The 20,186-nt window shown below is 69.6% G+C and carries 14 protein-coding genes and 2 rRNA genes; 7 read left to right on the forward strand and 9 right to left on the reverse strand.

Annotated features, from left to right (window positions below; translation table 11 throughout):
• Positions 1-128 precede the first annotated feature (128 nt).
• Together ACQCO7_RS16475 and ACQCO7_RS16480 are read left to right on the forward strand one after the other, a co-directional pair.
• The gene (locus ACQCO7_RS16475; RefSeq protein ID WP_464072542.1) at positions 129-665 is read left to right on the forward strand and encodes a GNAT family N-acetyltransferase; all 537 of its coding nucleotides are present in this window, start codon (positions 129-131) and stop codon (positions 663-665) included.
• Between the two features lie 326 nt (positions 666-991).
• Positions 992-2,197 (forward strand): winged helix-turn-helix domain-containing protein, encoded by a 1,206-nt coding sequence (locus ACQCO7_RS16480; protein ID WP_464072543.1) that lies wholly within the window; start codon positions 992-994, stop codon positions 2,195-2,197.
• A 28-nt stretch (positions 2,198-2,225) separates the two neighbouring features.
• Here the strand turns inward: ACQCO7_RS16480 and ACQCO7_RS16485 are convergent, their stop codons facing one another.
• From ACQCO7_RS16485 to mtnA, 7 genes are all read right to left on the reverse strand, one after another.
• Positions 2,226-2,972, reverse strand: a complete 747-nt coding sequence (locus ACQCO7_RS16485) for a response regulator (RefSeq protein ID WP_464072544.1) — start codon at positions 2,970-2,972, stop codon at positions 2,226-2,228.
• 203 nt (positions 2,973-3,175) lie between these two features.
• A complete protein-coding gene (gene hpf / locus ACQCO7_RS16490; protein ID WP_010356951.1) occupies positions 3,176-3,874 on the reverse strand; it encodes a ribosome hibernation-promoting factor, HPF/YfiA family in 699 nt (232 codons plus the stop codon).
• Between the two features lie 314 nt (positions 3,875-4,188).
• The gene (locus tag ACQCO7_RS16495; protein ID WP_464072545.1) at positions 4,189-5,037 is read right to left on the reverse strand and encodes a ComF family protein; all 849 of its coding nucleotides are present in this window, start codon (positions 5,035-5,037) and stop codon (positions 4,189-4,191) included.
• A 172-nt stretch (positions 5,038-5,209) separates the two neighbouring features.
• Complete coding sequence (locus tag ACQCO7_RS16500) at positions 5,210-7,027, reverse strand: LpqB family beta-propeller domain-containing protein (protein ID WP_464072546.1); 1,818 nt, start codon at positions 7,025-7,027, stop codon at positions 5,210-5,212.
• Positions 7,017-9,059, reverse strand: coding sequence for an MtrAB system histidine kinase MtrB (mtrB, locus tag ACQCO7_RS16505; RefSeq protein ID WP_464072547.1), 2,043 nt, complete (start codon positions 9,057-9,059; stop codon positions 7,017-7,019). The genes ACQCO7_RS16500 and mtrB overlap by 11 nt, the downstream gene beginning before the upstream one ends.
• 1 nt (position 9,060) lies before the next feature.
• Positions 9,061-9,750, reverse strand: a complete 690-nt coding sequence (gene mtrA / locus ACQCO7_RS16510; protein WP_005316841.1) for a two-component system response regulator MtrA — start codon at positions 9,748-9,750, stop codon at positions 9,061-9,063.
• 124 nt (positions 9,751-9,874) lie between these two features.
• Positions 9,875-11,014 carry an S-methyl-5-thioribose-1-phosphate isomerase gene (mtnA, locus tag ACQCO7_RS16515; protein WP_464072548.1) on the reverse strand — a complete coding sequence of 380 codons (1,140 nt, stop codon included), beginning with the start codon at positions 11,012-11,014 and terminating at the stop codon, positions 9,875-9,877.
• Between the two features lie 141 nt (positions 11,015-11,155).
• Here mtnA and ACQCO7_RS16520 point away from each other — a divergent pair, with 141 nt between their 5' ends.
• The 5 genes from ACQCO7_RS16520 to ACQCO7_RS16540 are packed head-to-tail and all read left to right on the forward strand — an operon-like array spanning position 11,156 to position 16,592.
• Entirely contained in the window at positions 11,156-12,442 is a 1,287-nt protein-coding gene (locus ACQCO7_RS16520) for a DUF7847 domain-containing protein (RefSeq protein WP_464072549.1), read from the forward strand.
• Between the two features lie 4 nt (positions 12,443-12,446).
• Positions 12,447-13,139, forward strand: a complete 693-nt coding sequence (locus tag ACQCO7_RS16525) for a DUF4129 domain-containing protein (protein WP_464072550.1) — start codon at positions 12,447-12,449, stop codon at positions 13,137-13,139.
• Positions 13,136-14,308, forward strand: coding sequence for a DUF4350 domain-containing protein (locus tag ACQCO7_RS16530; protein WP_464072551.1), 1,173 nt, complete (start codon positions 13,136-13,138; stop codon positions 14,306-14,308). Before ACQCO7_RS16525 ends, ACQCO7_RS16530 begins: the two co-directional genes overlap by 4 nt.
• On the forward strand, positions 14,308-15,297 hold the full coding sequence (locus ACQCO7_RS16535; protein ID WP_464072552.1) for an AAA family ATPase: 990 nt from the start codon (positions 14,308-14,310) through the stop codon (positions 15,295-15,297). Before ACQCO7_RS16530 ends, ACQCO7_RS16535 begins: the two co-directional genes overlap by 1 nt.
• On the forward strand, positions 15,297-16,592 hold the full coding sequence (locus ACQCO7_RS16540) for a DUF58 domain-containing protein (RefSeq protein ID WP_464072553.1): 1,296 nt from the start codon (positions 15,297-15,299) through the stop codon (positions 16,590-16,592). The genes ACQCO7_RS16535 and ACQCO7_RS16540 overlap by 1 nt, the downstream gene beginning before the upstream one ends.
• A gap of 92 nt (positions 16,593-16,684) precedes the next feature.
• Here the strand turns inward: ACQCO7_RS16540 and rrf are convergent.
• Both rrf and ACQCO7_RS16550 read right to left on the reverse strand, forming a co-directional pair.
• Positions 16,685-16,801, reverse strand: a 5S ribosomal RNA gene (gene rrf / locus ACQCO7_RS16545).
• A 91-nt stretch (positions 16,802-16,892) separates the two neighbouring features.
• Positions 16,893-20,016: ribosomal RNA gene (locus ACQCO7_RS16550) — 23S ribosomal RNA — on the reverse strand.
• Positions 20,017-20,186 lie beyond the last annotated feature (170 nt).

Consider the following 20,186-nt stretch of genomic DNA (forward strand, 5'->3'; position numbering starts at 1 on the left):
GGCCCGCCGTGACACAGCCCACCCGCCGCCCCACAACTCCTACACCCCCACAACGTCCGGCCCCCACGGATAGTGCCACCCCGGCGGGAAATTGACGCCCCCCGCACGCGCCCGCGCAGAATCACCCGATGCAGCCCGTCACCCTCACCTCGGCCCGCCTGATCCTGCGCCCCGTGGGCCCCGAGGACACCGAAGCGGTCCACGCAGCCGCCCAGGACCCCGAGATCCAGCGCTGGACGACCATCCCCTCCCCCTACCTCCCCGAACACGCCCACGCGTTCACCACGGACATCGCCCCCACGGGCTGGGCGACGAACACGATGTACACATTCGGCGTCCACCTCCGCCAGGGCCCCCTGACCGGCATGCTGAGCCTCACCCCCCGCACCCCCGGCATCACGGAGATCGGCTTCTGGACCGCCAGACCCCACCGCTCCCAGGGCTACACCACCGAAGCCACCCTCACCGCCGCCCACTGGTCCTTCACCCACCTGTCCACCGCCCGCCTCGAATGGCGAGCAGAGGTGGGCAACACATCCTCCAGAGCGGTGGCCCAGAACGCAGGCTTCACCTTCGAAGGCACCCTCCGCGCAGCAATCGAAAACAAGGGCACACGCAAGGACTGCTGGCTGGCTTCCCTACTCCCCCAGGACCTCAGCCACTGACCCCGCAGACGACAGACGGCTACCCCGCCCCAACACGCACATCCCACCCGCCCCGCCCCATCCCAGCCCGTCCGGCGCTTAAGGACAAGGCCCGTCCAGGGCCACCCTCCACCCACAACCAGCACCTCACCCCCCACCCCAACCCCCCACTTCCAGCCCGTCCGGCGCTTAAGGACAAGGCCCCTTCAGGGCCGGCCCCACCCACCCTCCGTCGGCCCGGGGTCGAAGGGGCGGAGCCCCTGGGGATGGGACGGGTAGGGGCGGCGGGGGCGAGAAAACCCCAGGTCAGCCCCCACTGTCAGACCCACCCCCTATCGTGCGAAGACATGACGCCCCTCCCGCCCCCAACCACCACCCTCACCCCCGACGAAGCCCGCCGCATCATCCTCAAGGCACAGGGCCTCCTAGGCACCCCGGACCGCAGATCCGGCGTCCGAGGCGCCCTCCGCCACCTGGGCGCGGTCCAACTGGACACGATCTCCGTCCTGGCCCGCTCCCACGAACTCATCCCGTACGCCCGCCTGGGCGCGGTGGGCCGCAAGACGGTGGAATCCGCGTACTGGACCCCGACCACCCCCACCACACCCCCGCACGCGTTCGAGTACTGGTCCCACGCGGCCTGCATCCTCCCGATCGAGGAATGGCCCCACTTCGCGTTCCGCCGCCGCGCATACAGAAACCGCCCCCACTGGAATCACACACTCCCGGACGGCGTCTACGACCAGGTGATCAAACAGCTCCGCACGGAGGGCCCGCTGACGGCCACGGAGCTGGGCGGCGCGAAGAGGACGAGCGACTGGTGGGACTGGTCGGGCACAAAGGTCGCGGTGGAACGCGCACTGATGTACGGCGAGGTCGTCTGCGTGGACCGCAGAAGCTGGAAACGCGTCTACGACCTGGCGGAACGAGCAATCCCGGCAGACCTCCTGCACGACGACCTGCCGGACAGGGAATGCGTACGCCGCCTGGTCCGCCTGGCCGGCGAGGCCCTGGGCGTGGGCACGAGATCGGACATCGCGGACTACCACCGCCTGAGAGCGGACCAGGTCGACGAGGTGATCGAGGACTCGGGCCTGACCCCGGTGACGGTGACGGGCTGGGGCAAACCGGCATGGGCGGACCCGAAGGCCCTGGAGAGCCCCCCGAGGGGCCGCCACCGTACGACGCTGCTCTCCCCGTTCGACTCGCTGATCTGGGAACGAGCAAGGACGGAACGGGTCTTCGGCGTCACCCACCGCCTGGAGGCGTACGTCCCGAAGCCCAAGCGCGTACACGGCTATTTCGCGATGCCGGTCCTGGCGGGTGGCCACCTGGTCGGCAGGGTGGACCCGGCGCGAGAGGGCGCCACGCTGGTGGCGAAGCAGGTCTCGCTGGACGGCCCGAAGGCGGTCCCGGCGGTGGCGCAGGCACTGGTGGAAGCGGCGAGTTGGGTGGACTGCACGGACATCAGGGTGGAGCGGGTGACCACCCCGGACCTCCAGGAGGCCCTGGCGAAGGAGACGAGGAGGGCCCTGACCGCAGCCCTACGCTGAGCGCGGCCCTACGCCAGGAAACCGCGGCTCACCGGATCTCCAGGATCTTCTCCCGCATCGCGTAGACCACGGCCTCCATCCTGGAGTGCAGCTGAAGCTTCTCCAGGATGTTGCGTACATGGTTCTTCACGGTGTTCTCGGAGATGAACAGCTCCTTGGCGATGTCCCGGTTGTTCATCCCGGTGGCGACGAGCTTGAGCACTTCGAGTTCCCGGTCGGTGAGCCGCGGCGCGGGCACGAGCCGCCGCTCGTCGGTCCGCTGGATCATCGATTTGAACTCGGTGAGCAGTTTGGACGCCATGGAGGGGCTGATCTGGGACTGCCCGTCGGCGACGGCACGGATCGCGGTGGCGACCTCGTCGGTGGAGATCTCTTTGAGCAGGTACCCGGTGGCCCCCGCCTTGATCGCGTCGTAGAGGTCGGCTTCCTCGTCGCTTATGGTCAGCATGATGATCTTCGCGCTGGGCGCCACCTCCTTGATGGAGGTGCATGCCTCGATGCCCCCGCGCTTGGGCATCCGTACGTCCATCAGCACGATGTCGGGCAGCAGATCCGCGGCCTTGTCGACCGCCTCGGCCCCGTCCCCAGCCTCCCCGACGACCTGGATGTCCTCCTCGGCCGCGAGCACGATCTCCAGTCCCCGGCGGAACAGCGCGTGGTCGTCGACGACCAGCACTCTGATCGGCTCCCCCCGCGGGGTGCCCGCGTCCGGGCCCATGCCGACGACGCCGTCGCGTGCGTCCTCGTCCCGCATCGGTCCGAAGCTGTCCGCCATCGTTCCTCCCCCTGAGGCTGGGGCCGTTGGTCCTGTGCCATTGCCAACCCGAGGCAACGGCCCACTCGTTGAGCCGCCCTGGCCATGATTCCATGCCCTGACGACAATGCGGTGACGGAGCAAGGCCTGAAGTGGTCGCACGCGGGTGCCCCTGGGGGCGCACACGCGCTCCAGGGGCACCCTGAGGGTCATCGCCGGCGCGGTCAGCCGCCGAGCGTGCCGCCGGGTTCGCCGCCGTGCGCCTGCGCGGTGACCATCGTGTCGGTCTGGAGGTGGATCACGCCGTAGTCGTACGCGTGCCGCCGGTAGACGACGCTGGATTCCTTGGTCTCGGAGTCGACGAAGAGGTAGAAGTCGTGTCCGACCAGTTCCATCTCGTAGAGCGCCTGGTCGAGGGTCATCGGGGCCGCGACGTGGGTCTTCTCCCGGACGACGAGGGGACCGTCGCCCTGCACCTCCAGCGAGCCCATCTTCTTCGTGGGTACGCCGCCGTCGCGGTCGGCGTCGACCGGCTCGCCGTCGCCGCCGTTGAGAGTGGCCACGCCCGGGACGTGGTCGGGGACCTCCGCCGCCGTCAGCCGGCGGGAGCCGCGCCTGGTGTAGCGCTTGTCGTGCTGCTTGCGCAGCTGTGCGTCGAGCTTCTCCGCCGCCAGGTCGAGTGCCGCGTACGGGTCGCTGGCCGCCGCTTCCGCCCGGATCACCGGGCCGCGGGAACGCAGCGTGATCTCCACCCGGTCCCGGTGGTCGGCCTGTCGGGGGTTCGGCTCCTTGGACACCTCGACGTCCAGGCTGATCACCTTGCCGTCGAGCTTCTGGATCTTCTCCACGTTCAGCTTCTCGGCCACGTGCTTGCGGAACCGCTCGGCCACTTCGGTCTTACGGCCCTTGACGACGATGTCCACGCAGAACTCCGTTCCCGGATCGCTCCGCTCCATCGCGGAGCATCTCCCTTTCGCACCAGATTCCGGTGAGCCCCGGAACCTTCCTGCTCGGTGACGTCCACCTCCTCCTCAGAAGGAGAGATCCACATCCTGGGCGGTGCGGGTCTTTTCCCGAAACCGCGCACGGCATTTCGGATTCGAGAGATGCGGCCTGCGGCTTTCTCTCTCCGAACCGAACATATCTCGCCCGGACGGATGTCGTCACCCTCTACTCCCGCATACCTCCGTTCCACTGAATTGTGCCTCTCACCAGCTGCAACGAAGCGCCTTCTCGATCAGTTCCGGTTTATTTCAAAAGAATCCGGTGATCCCGCGACCACGGCCGCGCACAGCACCCCTCGTCGCCTCCTCTCCACCGGGTGAGGCCCTTCCCGGGCGACTTCACCGGACACTTCTTCACCTCCCCCCTCACACGCCTCCCCAACCACCCGCGCGGCCTCCGCGAGCGACGCCCCGGTAGTGACGATGTCGTCGACCAGCACCACATCCCTCCCCCGCAGTACCCGCACCCCCGCCGGACTCACCCGCAACGCCCCGTCCAGGTTCTCCCGCCGCTCCCAGAACCCCAGCCCGGCCTGATCCCGCACCCCCGCCCGCTGCCGCACCACAGAAGCGACCCGCACCTCCACCCCGCCCCGCCGCAGCACCCCCGCAGCGGCCAAGGCCACCCGCCGCACAGGATCATGCCCCCGAGCCCGCACAGCCCCCCGCCCGGACGGCACAGGCACGAGCAACACCTCACCGCCCACAGCCACCCCGCCCCTCACAACTGGCCCATCGCCCAGGGACGCCCCTCTCGTCACCGCTGCCCCGCCTCCTTCCAGCCCCAGCCCCACCCCAACAGCCCGAGCCAGCCCCGCCCCCAGCGCCCCCACCAGCCCCAACGCTCCCCGCTCCTTGTGCGCCAGCAACACCTCCCGCACCGCTCCCGCGTACGGCCCCGCCGCACACACCGGCGGCAACCCGGCCTGCCGCCCCCTGATCCGCACCCACCGCGCCCCCTCTCCGCTCAACGCCTCCCGGCACTGCGCGCAGAGCACCGTACGAGCCCGCCCGCACCCCGCGCACTCCCCCGGCAACACCAGGTCACCGAGGTCCCTCCAGTACCGCCGTACACCGTTCACACACTCCACTGTGCCCACGCCGCCGCCCAGCCGCCACCCCTGTGGAAAACTCCTGACGCGCACCCGTCACCCCAGCCGGAACCCCTCGAACACCCCGGTCTCCCCTGGTCCCGCACCGACCCCGGCACCGGGCCTGCCACTACCCCCCGACCCCGGTGGCAGACCCCCGAGTTCACCCCGGATAGAACGCCACCGAAGCCGTCGGCTTCAGCGTCCGCCACCCGCTCCCACCCGGCAGCCACAGCAACCCGTCCTTGGACGTGGCGAACAACGGCGCCTCGCTGTCCTCGGACGCGGCGATGCTCTGCACCTCGGTGAGCCCCGGCAGCGCACCGGTCTCCGGCACCGACCCGTCGCACTGGACGTACTGCACCTGCTCGACCCCGCCGGTCTCCTTGCCGACCACGACGAGCCGGCTGTCGGAGGCCCAGGACACAGCGGTCACCTGCTCCAACTCGGGCGTGGCGGACCGCAGTTCCTGCACGGACACGGTCTCGCGGCCATCACTGCCCTCGTCCCGCTCGACCCGCCCGACGAGCAGCGACTGCCGCCCCCCGGACTCGACGACGAGCGCGACCCGCACCCCGTCGGCCGCCATCCGCACCGCGTTGATCCGCCCCACGAGACCCGGCGTGCTCACCACGACGGGCGTGTCGTCGCCCTTGGCGAGCAGGTAGAGCCGGGGCGTCAGGAGGTTGCGGTCGGCGACCCACAGATCGCCCTGCGCGTCCCAGGTGGGCGTGGTGAACCGGTCCTTCTCGGTCGCGCCCGCGCTGGCCAGCACGGGGTTGCCGAGCTGGCTGCCGGACGCCAGCGAGGTGACGTACAGCTGCTTGCCGTCGAGCGTGACCCCGGCGGCCTCGTGCTCGTCGCGGGACACGGCCACGGACCGCAGCGCCTTGCCGCCGTCCCCGAACGCGCCGGGCACGGACTCGGGCGCGGCGTCGTTGCCGTCGGCCGCCATCCACTGGAGGCGGTGCTCACCGTCGATGAAGTACAGGTGCCCGGGGCTCTGCGCGGACCCGCGCGCGGCGATCCCGGTCGAGCGCCCCGCACCGAGCGAGCACAGCCGCCGTCCGTCGGCCTGCAACTCGACCTCGTCGACGACCGGGGTGAGGCTCTGGAGGGTGAACAGGATCTGCGCGGCCATCTCGTCGCACTTGCCCTGCTTCACGCCCGCGGCCTTGCCGTCGAGCGGCACGGTGAGCTTGTTCTGGTCGTTCGGCACGAGCGGCCCGGCGTCGTCCGCGAGGGCCACACCCGTGGGGAAGCCCGACCGGACGACGGGCCGCAGCCAGTTCGTGGGCCCGTCGAGCAGGGAGCGCACCATCTGGGTCGTCGGGTCGACGCGCTTGCGCACGTACACGGGGTCCGCGACGGCAGCGGGCACGGTCCCCACGCGCGCGCGGGAGGCGAAGTAGTACTTGTTGACGGACGTGTAGTTGCGCGCGAAGTCCGACCGCCCCATGACGACGCCCTGGGGCAGTTCGTCGATCCGCCACTGCTCCTTGTCGTCCTGCACGAGGTGCAGGGTCTGCCGGTACTTGCCCACCTGAGGCGTGTACGACTGCTGCGCGTCCAGAGCGGCCACGCGCTCGCCGTCGAGGGTGATCGACATGTCCGCACCGCCCTCACGCCCGCCCGGGCGCTCCTGCATCGGCTGCGGGCCGACGTCCAGGACCGTCGTCGAGCTCTCCGGGTCCCAAGTCTTGGCGGCCTTGCCGATCAGGTACTTACGGGCCGTCGCGTAGTCCGGATCGTCGCTGGTCAGCGCTTCGAGGAAGCCCTGGACGATCGCCCCGGGCGTCGCCCCCTCCTGCGGCGGCATCGCGAACACCCGCACCTGCGTGTCCTGCCGGGGCGTCGACTCCACCCCGCGCAGATCCCCGTGGTCGGGCATCGAGGCACACCCGCTCAGCAGAACGGCCCCACAGACGACGTACGCGGCAACCCGCCCCGGCACCCGCCGGACACCCCCCTCACCGCCCACGAGCGGCCTCCCCTTCCTCGCTGGACAGGCCGGAAGCACCGCCCAGCCGCACCTCTGCCGAAGCCGGCTCCTCCACCGAAACCGGCCCTCCCGCGCGCGGTATGACCCGCGCCCCGCTCCCCGGCAACGCCGTCGGATCCGCCGTGGCGGCGACAGCGCCCACGCGCGGAAGCCGGTCGCCACTCTGCTGCACCGGCACGGTCGCGCTCTTCACGCGCGAGCGAGAGGCACCGTCCGCCCCCCGGTTCCTGCGCGAGTCCTTCGGCTCCAGCGGTATCGGCGACCCGCGCAGCGGCTCGTCGGCCGTACGGGGAAGCGTCAGCCGGAACTGCGAGCCGCCCCCGGGCTCGCCCCACGCCTGGAGCCACCCGCCGTGCAGGCGCGCGTCCTCCAGGGCGATCGACAGCCCGAGCCCGGTCCCACCGGTCGTCCTCGCGCGCGCGGGGTCGGCCCGCCAGAACCGGCTGAACACGCGCGTGGCCTCACCGGGCTTCAGCCCGACGCCGTAGTCGCGCACGGCGACGGCGACGGCCCCCCCGGCGGCGGCCAGCTTCACCACGACGTCCCGCCCCTCACCGTGCTCCACGGCGTTGACGACAAGGTTGCGCAGCACCCGCTCCACGCGCCGCGCGTCGGCCTCGGCGACGACGGGCTGCTGATCGCCGACGACGCGTACGGCCGTCCCCTTGCGCTCGGCGAGCGGCGCGGCCCCGTCGACGACCCGCCGTACGACCTCCCGGAGGTCTATCGGCTCGGCCTCCAGCGCCGCAGCGCCCGCGTCGAACCTGCTGATCTCCAGCAGGTCGGCGAGGAGCGTCTCGAACCGGTCCAGCTGGTCGGCGAGAAGCTCGGCGGAGCGCGCGGTCATCGGATCGAAGTCCTCGCGCGCGTCGTGGATGACGTCGGCGGCCATCCGTACGGTCGTCAGGGGGGTGCGCAGTTCGTGCGACACGTCGGACACGAACCGGCGCTGCATCCGCGAGAGGTCCTCCAGCTGCTGGATCTTCAGCTGGAGGTTCTGCGCCATCTTGTTGAACGCCTCGCCCAGGCGCGCGATGTCGTCCTCGCCGGTGACCTTCATCCGTTCCTGCAACCGCCCGGCGGACAGCCGTTCGGCGATCCCGGCGGCCATCCGCACGGGCGTGACGACCTGCCGTACGACGAGCCAGGCGATCGCCCCGAGGAGGACGACGACGAAGAGCCCGGCGGTCGCCAGGGTGCCCTTGACGAGGCTGAGGGACTTCTCCTCCTGGGTGAGCGGGAAGAGGTAGTACAGCTCGTAGGCGGCGCCGTTGGGGTCGCTGAGCCGCTTGCCGATGACCAGCGCGGGCTGCGACTCCTTGCCGCTGTCGTAGCGGATGCGGGTGTAGCTCTGGGCGGCGGAGGTGGAGTCGTTCACCCGCGCGCGCAGGGCGTCCGGCACGCTCGCGGTGGGGCTCACGCCCCCGGAGGCACGCGGCCCCGGCCCGCCCTCACCGCCGCCGATGGGCAGCGTGACGACGTCGAAGGCACCCTGGCCGCCGCTGGAGAGCGACGACACGAGGACGCTGAGCCACGGGCTGACGTTCTGCGCGGAGCGGTCGGTGGAGGAGGCCGGCCCGTCGCCGGCGGCCTCCGTGTCGGCCTGCTGCTTGGCGACGGCGAACCCGCCGGTGGCCTGGCTCTGCGAGGCGCGCACCTTGGCGTCCAGCAGGCCGTTGCGGACCTGCCCGATGACGACGAACCCGAGCAGCAGGACGACGCCCAGGGACATCAGCAAGGTGGTGACGACCACCTTGAGCTGGATGTTGCGCCGCCACAGCCGCATCACCGGCAGCAGCGGACGCCGTACCCAGCGCAGCAGCAGCCGCAGCACTGGGCTGCCCTGCACGCCGCCCTGGAGCAGTCCGCCGTCCAGGAGCCGCCCGAAGCGGTCCTTGGCCGTCCTGGGGCCCTTCAGGGCCCTCAGAGCCTGATCGCTCTCCCGGCCGACAGGCCGCTGCGGCCGGGCCCCTGACCGGCCTGGCGCCGAAGCGGCACTGTCCCCGGACATGTCAGCTCGGCCCGGCCTTGTAACCGACACCGCGGACGGTCACGACGATCTCCGGCCGCTCCGGGTCCTTCTCGACCTTGGAGCGCAGCCGCTGCACGTGCACGTTGACCAGGCGGGTGTCGGCGGCGTGCCGGTAGCCCCACACCTGTTCGAGGAGCACCTCGCGGGTGAAGACCTGCCACGGCTTGCGCGCGAGCGCGACCAGCAGGTCGAACTCCAGCGGCGTCAGCGCGATCGACTGCCCGTCACGCTTGACCGAGTGCCCGGCGACGTCGATGACCAGGTCGCCTATCGTCAGCTGCTCCGGCGCCGGCTCCTCGGACCGCCGCAGGCGCGCGCGGATCCTCGCGACCAGCTCCTTCGGCTTGAACGGCTTGACGATGTAGTCGTCGGCCCCGGACTCCAGGCCCACCACCACGTCGACGGTGTCGCTCTTCGCCGTGAGCATCACGATCGGCACTCCGGACTCCGCCCGGATCAGCCGGCACACCTCGATGCCGTCCCTTCCGGGCAGCATCAGATCCAGCAGCACCAGATCCGGCTTGGCCTCCCGGAAAGCAGCCAGCGCCTTGTCACCGTCGGCTACGAAAGACGGCTCAAAACCCTCACCACGCAGCACGATGCCGAGCATCTCGGCCAGTGCGGTGTCGTCGTCGACGACAAGGACTCGTCCCTTCATAAACGACATCATCCCATTCTCATAACGGTGCCTGGAGCGCAGGTGAGGCAGGTCACTGACCCGTGACCATAGCCGCACCGACCGGTCACTGTCTGCCCAGGCCCCCTCCCACCCGCGCCCACGCACCCGCGTACGGCTAGATCGTCACCCGCCGTGACCTCGCGCACAGCCCGGCGATCGCCTCCGCGGTCACCGGCGAGACGGCCCCCTCCTCGGTGACGACGGCCGTCACCAGCTCGGGCGGCGTCACGTCGAAAGCCGGGTTGTACGCCTGGGTGCCGAGCGGCGCGACGGGAATCCCGCCGCCCGATCCGACGACCGGCGCCTGCGGTACGACGGCCTCCGTCACCTCGTACCCGGGCCGCTGCTCGACCTCGATCGACGCTCCGTCGGGCGTCGCCAGATCGATCGTCGTCACCGGCGCGACCACGACGAACGGCACGTGGTGGTAGCGCGCGAGGACCGCCAGCGGATAGCTCCCTATCTTGTTCGCCACCGACCCGTCGGCCGCGATCCGGTCCGCCCCGATCAGCACCGCGTCGACCTCCCCGGCCGCGAACAGCGACCCCGCCGCGTTGTCGGTGAGCAGCGTGTACGCCATCCCGCTGCGCGCCGCCTCGTACGCCGTGAGCCGCGCCCCCTGGAGCAGCGGGCGCGTCTCGTCCACCCACAGCCTGCGCAGCCGCCCCGCTCGGTGCGCGGCCAGCGCCACCGCGAACGCCGTCCCCTCCCCGCCGGACACCAGCGAACCGGTGTTGCAGTGGGTGAGGATCCGGTGCCCGCCGCCCGGCAGCAGCTCGTCGAGGAGCGTGAGCCCGTGCCGCGCCATCCCGGCGCTGGCCTCGGCGTCCTCCTGGTGCAGCCGCCGCGCCGCCGCCAGCGCAGCCTGCGCGGCCCGCTTCTCGTCCCCGCCCTCACCGAGCGCGGCCCGGTGCGCGTCCAGGGCCCGCGTCACGCCGACGGAGAGGTTCACGGCGGTCGGGCGCGCGCCCGCGAGAGCCGCCGCCGCCTCCTGGGCGTCGAACCCGCGCGCGGCGGCGAGCGCGACCCCGTACGCCCCGGCGATGCCCAGCAGCGGCGCCCCGCGCACGGCGAGCGATCTGATCGCCTCCACCAGCACGGACGCGTCCGTGCACACCAGCTCGACCTCATCGGCGGGCAGTCTCGTCTGGTCGAGAAGGACCAGAACGGGTCCTTCCGGCAGCTCCTCCCATCGGATCACCGGTATCCCGGTGGGGTGGTTGTCGTCTCCCGTGCGCGTGTACGGATCAGCCATGCGGTGAGTCTGCCCAGGATCCGCCGGACCATGGAAGGTTCGCGGTCCCCCACCTCGGCCGGTCCCGCTGTCGGTGCCCCATGACACGATGGCACCCAACCTGCCGCCGCGACCGCGGACCGGCGCCGTGAAGGAGCGACGATGAACGACACTCCGGGCTGGGCCTCGCCCGGATCGGCCCCCGAGGGCCCCGAAGGACAGGAGTCCACCCCGCCCTCGGACCAGCGGGACGGCCGACCGTCCGACTCCGGCACGCAGTGGTCCGAGAAACAGCCGCCCGCCGGCCAGTGGACCGCGCCCACGCGCCAGACGCCCGGCCAGACGCCCCCGCCGCCCCCACCGGGCCCGGGCGCCCCCACGGGCTGGAACGCCCCGACGACCCACCCCGGCGGCGCCTACGGGACCGGCGGCTGGGGCACCGGCTGGGGAGGCCCCCCGCCCGCCGCCAAGCCCGGCATCATCCCGCTGCGCCCCCTGGGCGTCGGCGAGATCCTCGACGGCGCGGTCTCCACCATGCGCACGTACTGGCGCACGGTCCTCGGCATCTCCCTGGCCGTCGCCGTCGTCGTGGAGATCATCACCGTCCTCGTCCAGGGCCTGCTCCTGGACGACGCGAGCACGGACGCCATCGGCGACCCGAACGCGAGCTTCGACGAGGTCAGCCGCGCCCTGGGCGACTCGATGACCGCCTCGACGGTCGTCTACGCGGTCTCCCTGATCGGCACGATCATCGCGACGGCCCTGCTCACCACCGTCGTCAGCCGCGCGATCCTCGGCAAGGCCGTCTCGCCCGGCGAAGCCTGGCGCGACGCCCTGCCGCGCCTGCCGCGCCTGTTCGCGCTGATCCTGCTGATGATGGTCCTCGTGGTCGGCACGATGGTCGTCGGCGCCCTGCCCGGCATCCTCCTGGCCGCCGCGGGCGGCGCCACGGCGGCCGGCGTCGCCCTGGCCCTCGTCGGCATCTTCGCCGGGCTCGCCGTCGCCATCTGGCTCGGCGTCCGCTTCTCTCTCGCGCCGCCCGCGCTGATGCTGGAGAAGCAGGGCATCAAGCAGGCGCTGGGCCGCTCCGTCAAGCTGGTGCGCGGCTCCTGGTGGCGGGTCTTCGGCATCCAGCTGCTCGGGACGATCATCTCCAACATCCTCGCGATGATCGTCGTCGTCCCGTTCGCCCTGGTCGGCGCCGCCCTCGGGGACGGCGGCCTGAACGGCTTCGTCACCGACCCCGCCGTCACCTACGGCTGGACGTACCTGATCATCAGCGGCATCGGCGCCGTCATCGGCTACATGATCACGTTCCCGATCACCGCGGGCGTCTCCGTGCTCCTGTACGTCGACCAGCGCATCCGGCGCGAGGCCCTCGACCTCGAACTCGCCCGCGCCGCCGGCCTCCAGGACTACGGCACCACCGGCGCCACCCCCGGGAGCTGACGGCGTGCACCGGACGGGGGGAACGGTCAGGGCCCTGTGGTCGGCGGCGGCCTCGGACGACACACCGCCGCTGACCACACCCCGCGATCCCGCGCGGGAGGCGGCCCGCCGCGAACTGTCCAGGCGGCTGTACCACGAGAACGACCCCAACCTCGTCCAGCGCGCCCTAAACGCCTTCTGGAAGTGGCTGGGCGACCTCTTCGACACGGCGTCCGGCGCCACCCCGGGCGGCCCGCTCGGCCTCGCCGTCATCGCCCTGGCCGTCATCGCCGTCGCAGCCGCCCTGTGGTGGCGCCTGGGCATCCCCCGCCGTACGCCCGTCTCCCCGTCCGACGCCCTCTTCGGCGCCCGCACCCGCAGCGCCGCCGACCACCGCGCCGCCGCCGAGGAGCACGCCGCCCACGGCCACTGGAACGAGGCCGTCCAGGAGCGGATGCGCGCCATCGTCCGCGCCCTGGAGGAGCGTGCCCTCCTCGACGCCCGCCCCGGCCGCACCGCCGACGAGGCCGCCGCCGAAGCCGCCCGCGCCCTCCCCGACCACGCCGACGGCCTGCACGCAGCCGCCCGCGCCTTCGACGACGTCACGTACGGCGGCCGGTCCGCGAGCGAACAGTCGTACCGGCGCATCGCCGGCCTCGACGAGACCGTCGACCGTACGAAGCCCCGGCTCACGGCCCGCCAGGGGGCCGCCCGATGACCACCTCGGCCTCCCCCACCGCCCGCCACCTGTGGACCCGCGCGCGGGGCGTCGCCCTCGCCGCCGCCCTCCTCCTCGTCACGGGCGTCACCGTCGCCGCGCTCCAGTCCGACACCCACCACGGCGAACTCGACCCGCGCTCCGCCGACCCCTACGGCAGCCGCGCGATCGCCGAACTCCTCACCGACCGGGGCGTCACCACGCGCGTGGTGACCACGCTGGCCGCCGCGCGCGCGGCGGCAGGCCCCGACAGCACCCTCCTGGTCGCCGTCCCCGACCTGCTGACCGAACGCCAGCAGAGCGACCTGCGCGCCACGACCGCCGGCTCCGGCGGCCGTACCGTCCTCGTCGCCCCCGGCAGCTGGTCCGTCCAGACCCTCGCCCCCGGGGTCGTCGCCGACCCGGCGACCAGCCGCGACACCACCCTCGACCCCGGCTGCGCGCTCCCCGAGGCCCACCGCGCGGGCGCCGCCGACACCGGCGGCCACCGCTACACCGTCACCCGCCAGGGCATCGACGAGTGCTACCCGAGCCGCCGCCTCGCCACCCTCCTGCGCGTCCCCGCCGACTCCGGGGACGGCGACACGATCGTCCTCGGCGCCCCCGACATCCTCCTCAACGACCGCCTCGACGAGCAGGGCAACGCCTCCCTCGCCCTCCAACTCCTCGGCTCCCGCCCGCATCTGGTCTGGTACCTCCCCTCGCTCTCCGACGCCACCGCCGCCCCGCAGGAGGAGAAGAGCCTCCTCGACCTGCTCCCCTCCGGCTGGCTGTGGGGCACCCTGCAACTCTTCGTCGCCGCCGCGCTCGCCGCCCTGTGGCGCGCCCGCCGCTTCGGCCCGCTCGTCCCCGAACGCCTCCCGGTCGCGATCCGCGCCTCCGAGACTGTCGAAGGCCGCGCCCGCCTCTACCGCAGGGCCGACGCCCGCGACCGCGCCGCCGACGCCCTGCGCTCCGCCACCCGCATCCGCCTCGCCCCTCTCCTCGGCATCCCCGCCGCCCGGGCCCACACGCCCGAGACCCTGATCCCCGCCCTGTCCGACCGGCTCGGCGCCGACGGACAGACCCTGCACCCCCTCCTCTTCGGCCCCCCGCCAGGCGACGACACGGCCCTGACCGCCCTCGCCGACCGACTCGACGCCCTCGAAAGTGAGGTACGCCGTCCATGATGGACCCGACCACTGACAACGCCGGGAACACCGGCGACCCGAGCGCCGCCCGCGCCTCCCTGGAGGCCCTGCGCGCCGAGATCGCCAAGGCCGTGGTCGGCCAGGACCCCGCCGTCACGGGCGTCGTCGTCGCCCTCCTGTGCCGGGGCCACGTCCTGCTCGAAGGCGTCCCCGGCGTCGCCAAGACCCTCCTGGTCCGCGCCCTGGCCGCCGCCCTCGACCTCGACACCAAGCGCGTCCAGTTCACCCCCGACCTCATGCCGAGCGACGTGACGGGCTCCCTCGTCTACGACACCCGCAGCGCCGAGTTCTCCTTCCAGCCCGGCCCGGTCTTCACCAACCTCCTCCTGGCCGACGAGATCAACCGCACCCCGCCGAAGACCCAGTCGTCCCTCCTGGAGGCCATGGAGGAGCGCCAGGTCACCGTCGACGGCACCCCGCGCCCCCTCCCCGACCCGTTCCTGGTCGCCGCGACCCAGAACCCCGTCGAGTACGAGGGCACCTACCCCCTCCCCGAGGCCCAACTCGACCGCTTCCTCCTCAAACTGACGATCCCCCTGCCCTCCCGCCAGGACGAGATCGGCATCCTCACCCGCCACGCGGAGGGCTTCGACCCCCGCGACCTGCGCGCCGCCGGCGTACGCCCCGTGGCAACCGCCGCCGACCTCGAAGCAGCCCGCGCGGCCGTCGCCAAGACCACCGTCTCCCCCGAGATCACCGCGTACGTCGTCGACATCTGCCGCGCCACCCGCGAATCCCCGTCGCTGACCCTCGGCGTCTCCCCGCGCGGAGCGACCGCTCTGCTGGCGGCCTCCCGCGCGTGGGCGTGGCTCACGGGCCGCGACTACGTCATCCCGGACGACGTGAAGGCCCTCGCCCTGCCGACGCTCAGGCATCGCGTCCAGCTCCGCCCCGAGGCCGAGATGGAGGGCGTCACCGCCGACTCCGTCATCACTTCTGTCCTCGCCCACGTCCCCGTCCCCCGCTGATGGCGCTCACCGGCCGCGCCGCCCTCATCGCCGCCCTCGGCTCCCTCCCGGTCGGCCTCTGGGACCCGAGCTGGACAGGCATCCTGGCCGTCAACGCCCCCTTGGCGCTGGCCTGCGCCTGCGACTTCGCCCTCGCGGCCCCCGTACGACGACTTTCCCTGACCCGCTCCGGCGACACAACTACCCGCCTGGGTGAGCCCGCAGACGTCACGTTGACGGTCACCAACCCGTCCCGCCGCCCCCTCAAGGCAGACCTCCGCGACGCCTGGCCTCCCAGCACGGCCCCGGAGACCGACCGCCACCCCGTTACGATCCCCACCGGCGAGCGCCGCCGCGTCATCACCCGCCTACGACCGACCCGCCGCGGCGACCACCAGGCCGACCGCGTCACGATCCGCTCGTACGGCCCCCTCGGCCTCTTCACCCGCCAGGGCACCCACAAGGTCCCCTGGACGGTCCGCGCTCTCCCCCCGTTCACCAGCCGCAAACACCTCCCCGCCAAACTGGCCCGCCTCAGGGAGCTCGACGGCCGGACCAGCGTCCTCACGCGCGGGGAGGGCACCGAGTTCGACAGCCTCCGCGAGTACGTCCCCGGCGACGACACCCGCTCCATCGACTGGCGCGCCACCGCCCGCCAGACCACCGTCGCCCTGCGCACGTGGCGCCCCGAGCGCGACCGCCGCATCCTCCTGGTCCTCGACACCGGCCGCACCTCCGCAGGCCGCGTGGACGACGCACCGCGCCTCGACGCCGCGATGGACGCCGCCCTCCTGCTGGCAGCCCTCGCCTCCCGCGCCGGCGACCGCGTCGACCTTCTCGCCCACGACCGCCGCACCCGCGCCCTGGTCCAGGGCCGCACCGCCCGGGACGTCCTACCCTCCCTGGTCAACGCCATGGCAACCCTGGAAGCGGAACTGGTAGAAACAGACGCCCGCGCCCTCACCTCGACGATCCTCCGTACAGCGCCCCGCCGCACGTTGCTCGTCCTGCTGACGACACTCGACGCGGCCCCCGTCGAAGAGGGCCTCCTCCCCGTCCTCCCTCAGCTCACCCAGCGCCACACGGTCCTCGTCGCCTCCGTCGCCGACCCCCACATCGCCCGCATGGCAGCGGCCCGAGGCAATGTCGACGCGGTCTACGAAGCGGCAGCAGCAGCCCAGGCCCAGTCGGAACGCCACCGTACGGCCGAACAGCTCCGGCGCCATGGAGTCGCCGTCGTCGACGCAACGCCCGAGGAACTGGCGCCCACGTTGGCCGACGCATATCTGGCACTGAAGGCGGCAGGGCGCTTGTAGAAAACAGAAAAGCCCCTCCGGAGGAAAGGGCTTAAAAGAGGGGCTCAAAAACAAGAAACCCCGCACCGAAGTGCGGGGTTTCTCCAAAAATTGTTCGGCGGCGTCCTACTCTCCCACAGGGTCCCCCCTGCAGTACCATCGGCGCTGTAAGGCTTAGCTTCCGGGTTCGGAATGTAACCGGGCGTTTCCCTCACGCTATAACCACCGAAACACTATGAAACACATCAACCGCACCACACCATGAACCATGGCATGGGGTTGTTCGTGGTTTCAGAACCAACACAGTGGACGCGAGCAACTGAGGACAAGCCCTCGGCCTATTAGTACCAGTCACCTCCACCCCTTACAGGGCTTCCAGATCTGGCCTATCAACCCAGTCGTCTACTGGGAGCCTTACCCTCTCAAGGAGGTGGGAACACTCATCTCGAAGCAGGCTTCCCGCTTAGATGCTTTCAGCGGTTATCCCTCCCGAACGTAGCCAACCAGCCATGCCCTTGGCAGAACAACTGGCACACCAGAGGTTCGTCCGTCCCGGTCCTCTCGTACTAGGGACAGCCCTTCTCAATGTTCCTGCGCGCGCAGCGGATAGGGACCGAACTGTCTCACGACGTTCTAAACCCAGCTCGCGTACCGCTTTAATGGGCGAACAGCCCAACCCTTGGGACCGACTCCAGCCCCAGGATGCGACGAGCCGACATCGAGGTGCCAAACCATCCCGTCGATATGGACTCTTGGGGAAGATCAGCCTGTTATCCCCGGGGTACCTTTTATCCGTTGAGCGACGGCGCTTCCACAAGCCACCGCCGGATCACTAGTCCCGACTTTCGTCCCTGCTCGACCCGTCGGTCTCACAGTCAAGCTCCCTTGTGCACTTACACTCAACACCTGATTACCAACCAGGCTGAGGGAACCTTTGGGCGCCTCCGTTACTCTTTAGGAGGCAACCGCCCCAGTTAAACTACCCATCAGACACTGTCCCTGATCCGGATCACGGACCCAGGTTAGACATCCAGCACGACCAGACTGGTATTTCAACGACGACTCCACAACCACTGGCGTGATCGCTTCAAAGTCTCCCAGCTATCCTACACAAGCCGAACCGAACACCAATATCAAACTGTAGTAAAGGTCCCGGGGTCTTTCCGTCCTGCTGCGCGAAACGAGCATCTTTACTCGTAGTGCAATTTCACCGGGCCTATGGTTGAGACAGTCGAGAAGTCGTTACGCCATTCGTGCAGGTCGGAACTTACCCGACAAGGAATTTCGCTACCTTAGGATGGTTATAGTTACCACCGCCGTTTACTGGCGCTTAAGTTCTCAGCTTCGCCACACCGAAATGTGACTAACCGGTCCCCTTAACGTTCCAGCACCGGGCAGGCGTCAGTCCGTATACATCGCCTTACGGCTTCGCACGGACCTGTGTTTTTAGTAAACAGTCGCTTCTCGCTGGTCTCTGCGGCCACCCCCAGCTCAAGGAGCAAGTCCTCTCACCAGTGATGGCCCCCCTTCTCCCGAAGTTACGGGGGCATTTTGCCGAGTTCCTTAACCATAGTTCACCCGAACGCCTCGGTATTCTCTACCAGACCACCTGAGTCGGTTTAGGGTACGGGCCGCCATGAAACTCGCTAGAGGCTTTTCTCGACAGCATAGGATCATCCACTTCACCACAATCGGCTCGGCATCAGGTCTCAGCCTCAATGTACGACGGATTTGCCTATCGCACGGCCTACACCCTTACCCCGGGACAACCACCGCCCGGGATGGACTACCTTCCTGCGTCACCCCATCACTCACCTACTGCAAGTCTGGTCCGTCGGCTCCACCACTTCCCTTTGCCCGAAGGCTCCGGGACGGCTTCACGGACTTAGCATCGCCTGGTTCAATGTTTGACGCTTCACAGCGGGTACCGGAATATCAACCGGTTATCCATCGACTACGCCTGTCGGCCTCGCCTTAGGTCCCGACTTACCCTGGGCAGATCAGCTTGACCCAGGAACCCTTAGTCAATCGGCGCACACGTTTCCCACGTGTGAATCGCTACTCATGCCTGCATTCTCACTCGTGAACCGTCCACCACTGCCTTCCGGCGCAGCTTCACCCGGCACACGACGCTCCCCTACCCATCACAGCACCCGTTGGGGCTATACGCTGCAATGACACGACTTCGGCGGTACGCTTGAGCCCCGCTACATTGTCGGCGCGGAATCACTAGACCAGTGAGCTATTACGCACTCTTTCAAGGGTGGCTGCTTCTAAGCCAACCTCCTGGTTGTCTCTGCGACTCCACATCCTTTCCCACTTAGCGTACGCTTAGGGGCCTTAGTCGATGCTCTGGGCTGTTTCCCTCTCGACCATGGAGCTTATCCCCCACAGTCTCACTGCCGCGCTCTCACTTACCGGCATTCGGAGTTTGGCTAAGGTCAGTAACCCGGTAGGGCCCATCGCCTATCCAGTGCTCTACCTCCGGCAAGAAACACACGACGCTGCACCTAAATGCATTTCGGGGAGAACCAGCTATCACGGAGTTTGATTGGCCTTTCACCCCTAACCACAGGTCATCCCCCAGGTTTTCAACCCTGGTGGGTTCGGTCCTCCACGAAGTCTTACCTCCGCTTCAACCTGCCCATGGCTAGATCACTCCGCTTCGGGTCTTGAGCGTGCTACTGAAACGCCCTGTTCGGACTCGCTTTCGCTACGGCTACCCCACCCGGGTTAACCTCGCAACACACCGCAAACTCGCAGGCTCATTCTTCAAAAGGCACGCAGTCACGACGTTGCATGCAAGCATGCAACGCGACGCTCCCACGGCTTGTAGGCACACGGTTTCAGGTACTATTTCACTCCGCTCCCGCGGTACTTTTCACCATTCCCTCACGGTACTATCCGCTATCGGTCACCAGGGAATATTTAGGCTTAGCGGGTGGTCCCGCCAGATTCACACGGGATTTCTCGGGCCCCGTGCTACTTGGGTGTCTCTCAAACGAGCCGTTGACGTTTCGACTACGGGGGTCTTACCCTCTACGCCGGACCTTTCGCATGTCCTTCGCCTACATCAACGGTTTCTGACTCGTCCTGTCGCCGGCAGACGACAGAAGAGAGATCCCACAACCCCCACGACGCAACCCCTGCCGGGTCTCACACGTCGTAGGTTTGGCCTCATCCGGTTTCGCTCGCCACTACTCCCGGAATCACGGTTGTTTTCTCTTCCTGAGGGTACTGAGATGTTTCACTTCCCCTCGTTCCCTCCACATACCCTATGTGTTCAGGTATGGGTGACAGCCCATGACGACTGCCGGGTTTCCCCATTCGGAAACCCCCGGATCAAAGCCTGGTTGACGGCTCCCCGGGGACTATCGTGGCCTCCCACGTCCTTCATCGGTTCCTGGTGCCAAGGCATCCACCGTGCGCCCTTAAAAACTTGGCCACAGATGCTCGCGTCCACTGTGCAGTTCTCAAACAACGACCAACCACCCGTCACAACCCACTCACGCAGGTTTTCACCGGGGTCGGCATCATGAGGGAGTTCATTCCCTCAGACACCCAACAGCGTGCCCGACCCGAACCCGTCCGAAGATCATGCTTTCCACGCCCCTA

This window comes from Streptomyces saintjeani (assembly GCF_055409605.1).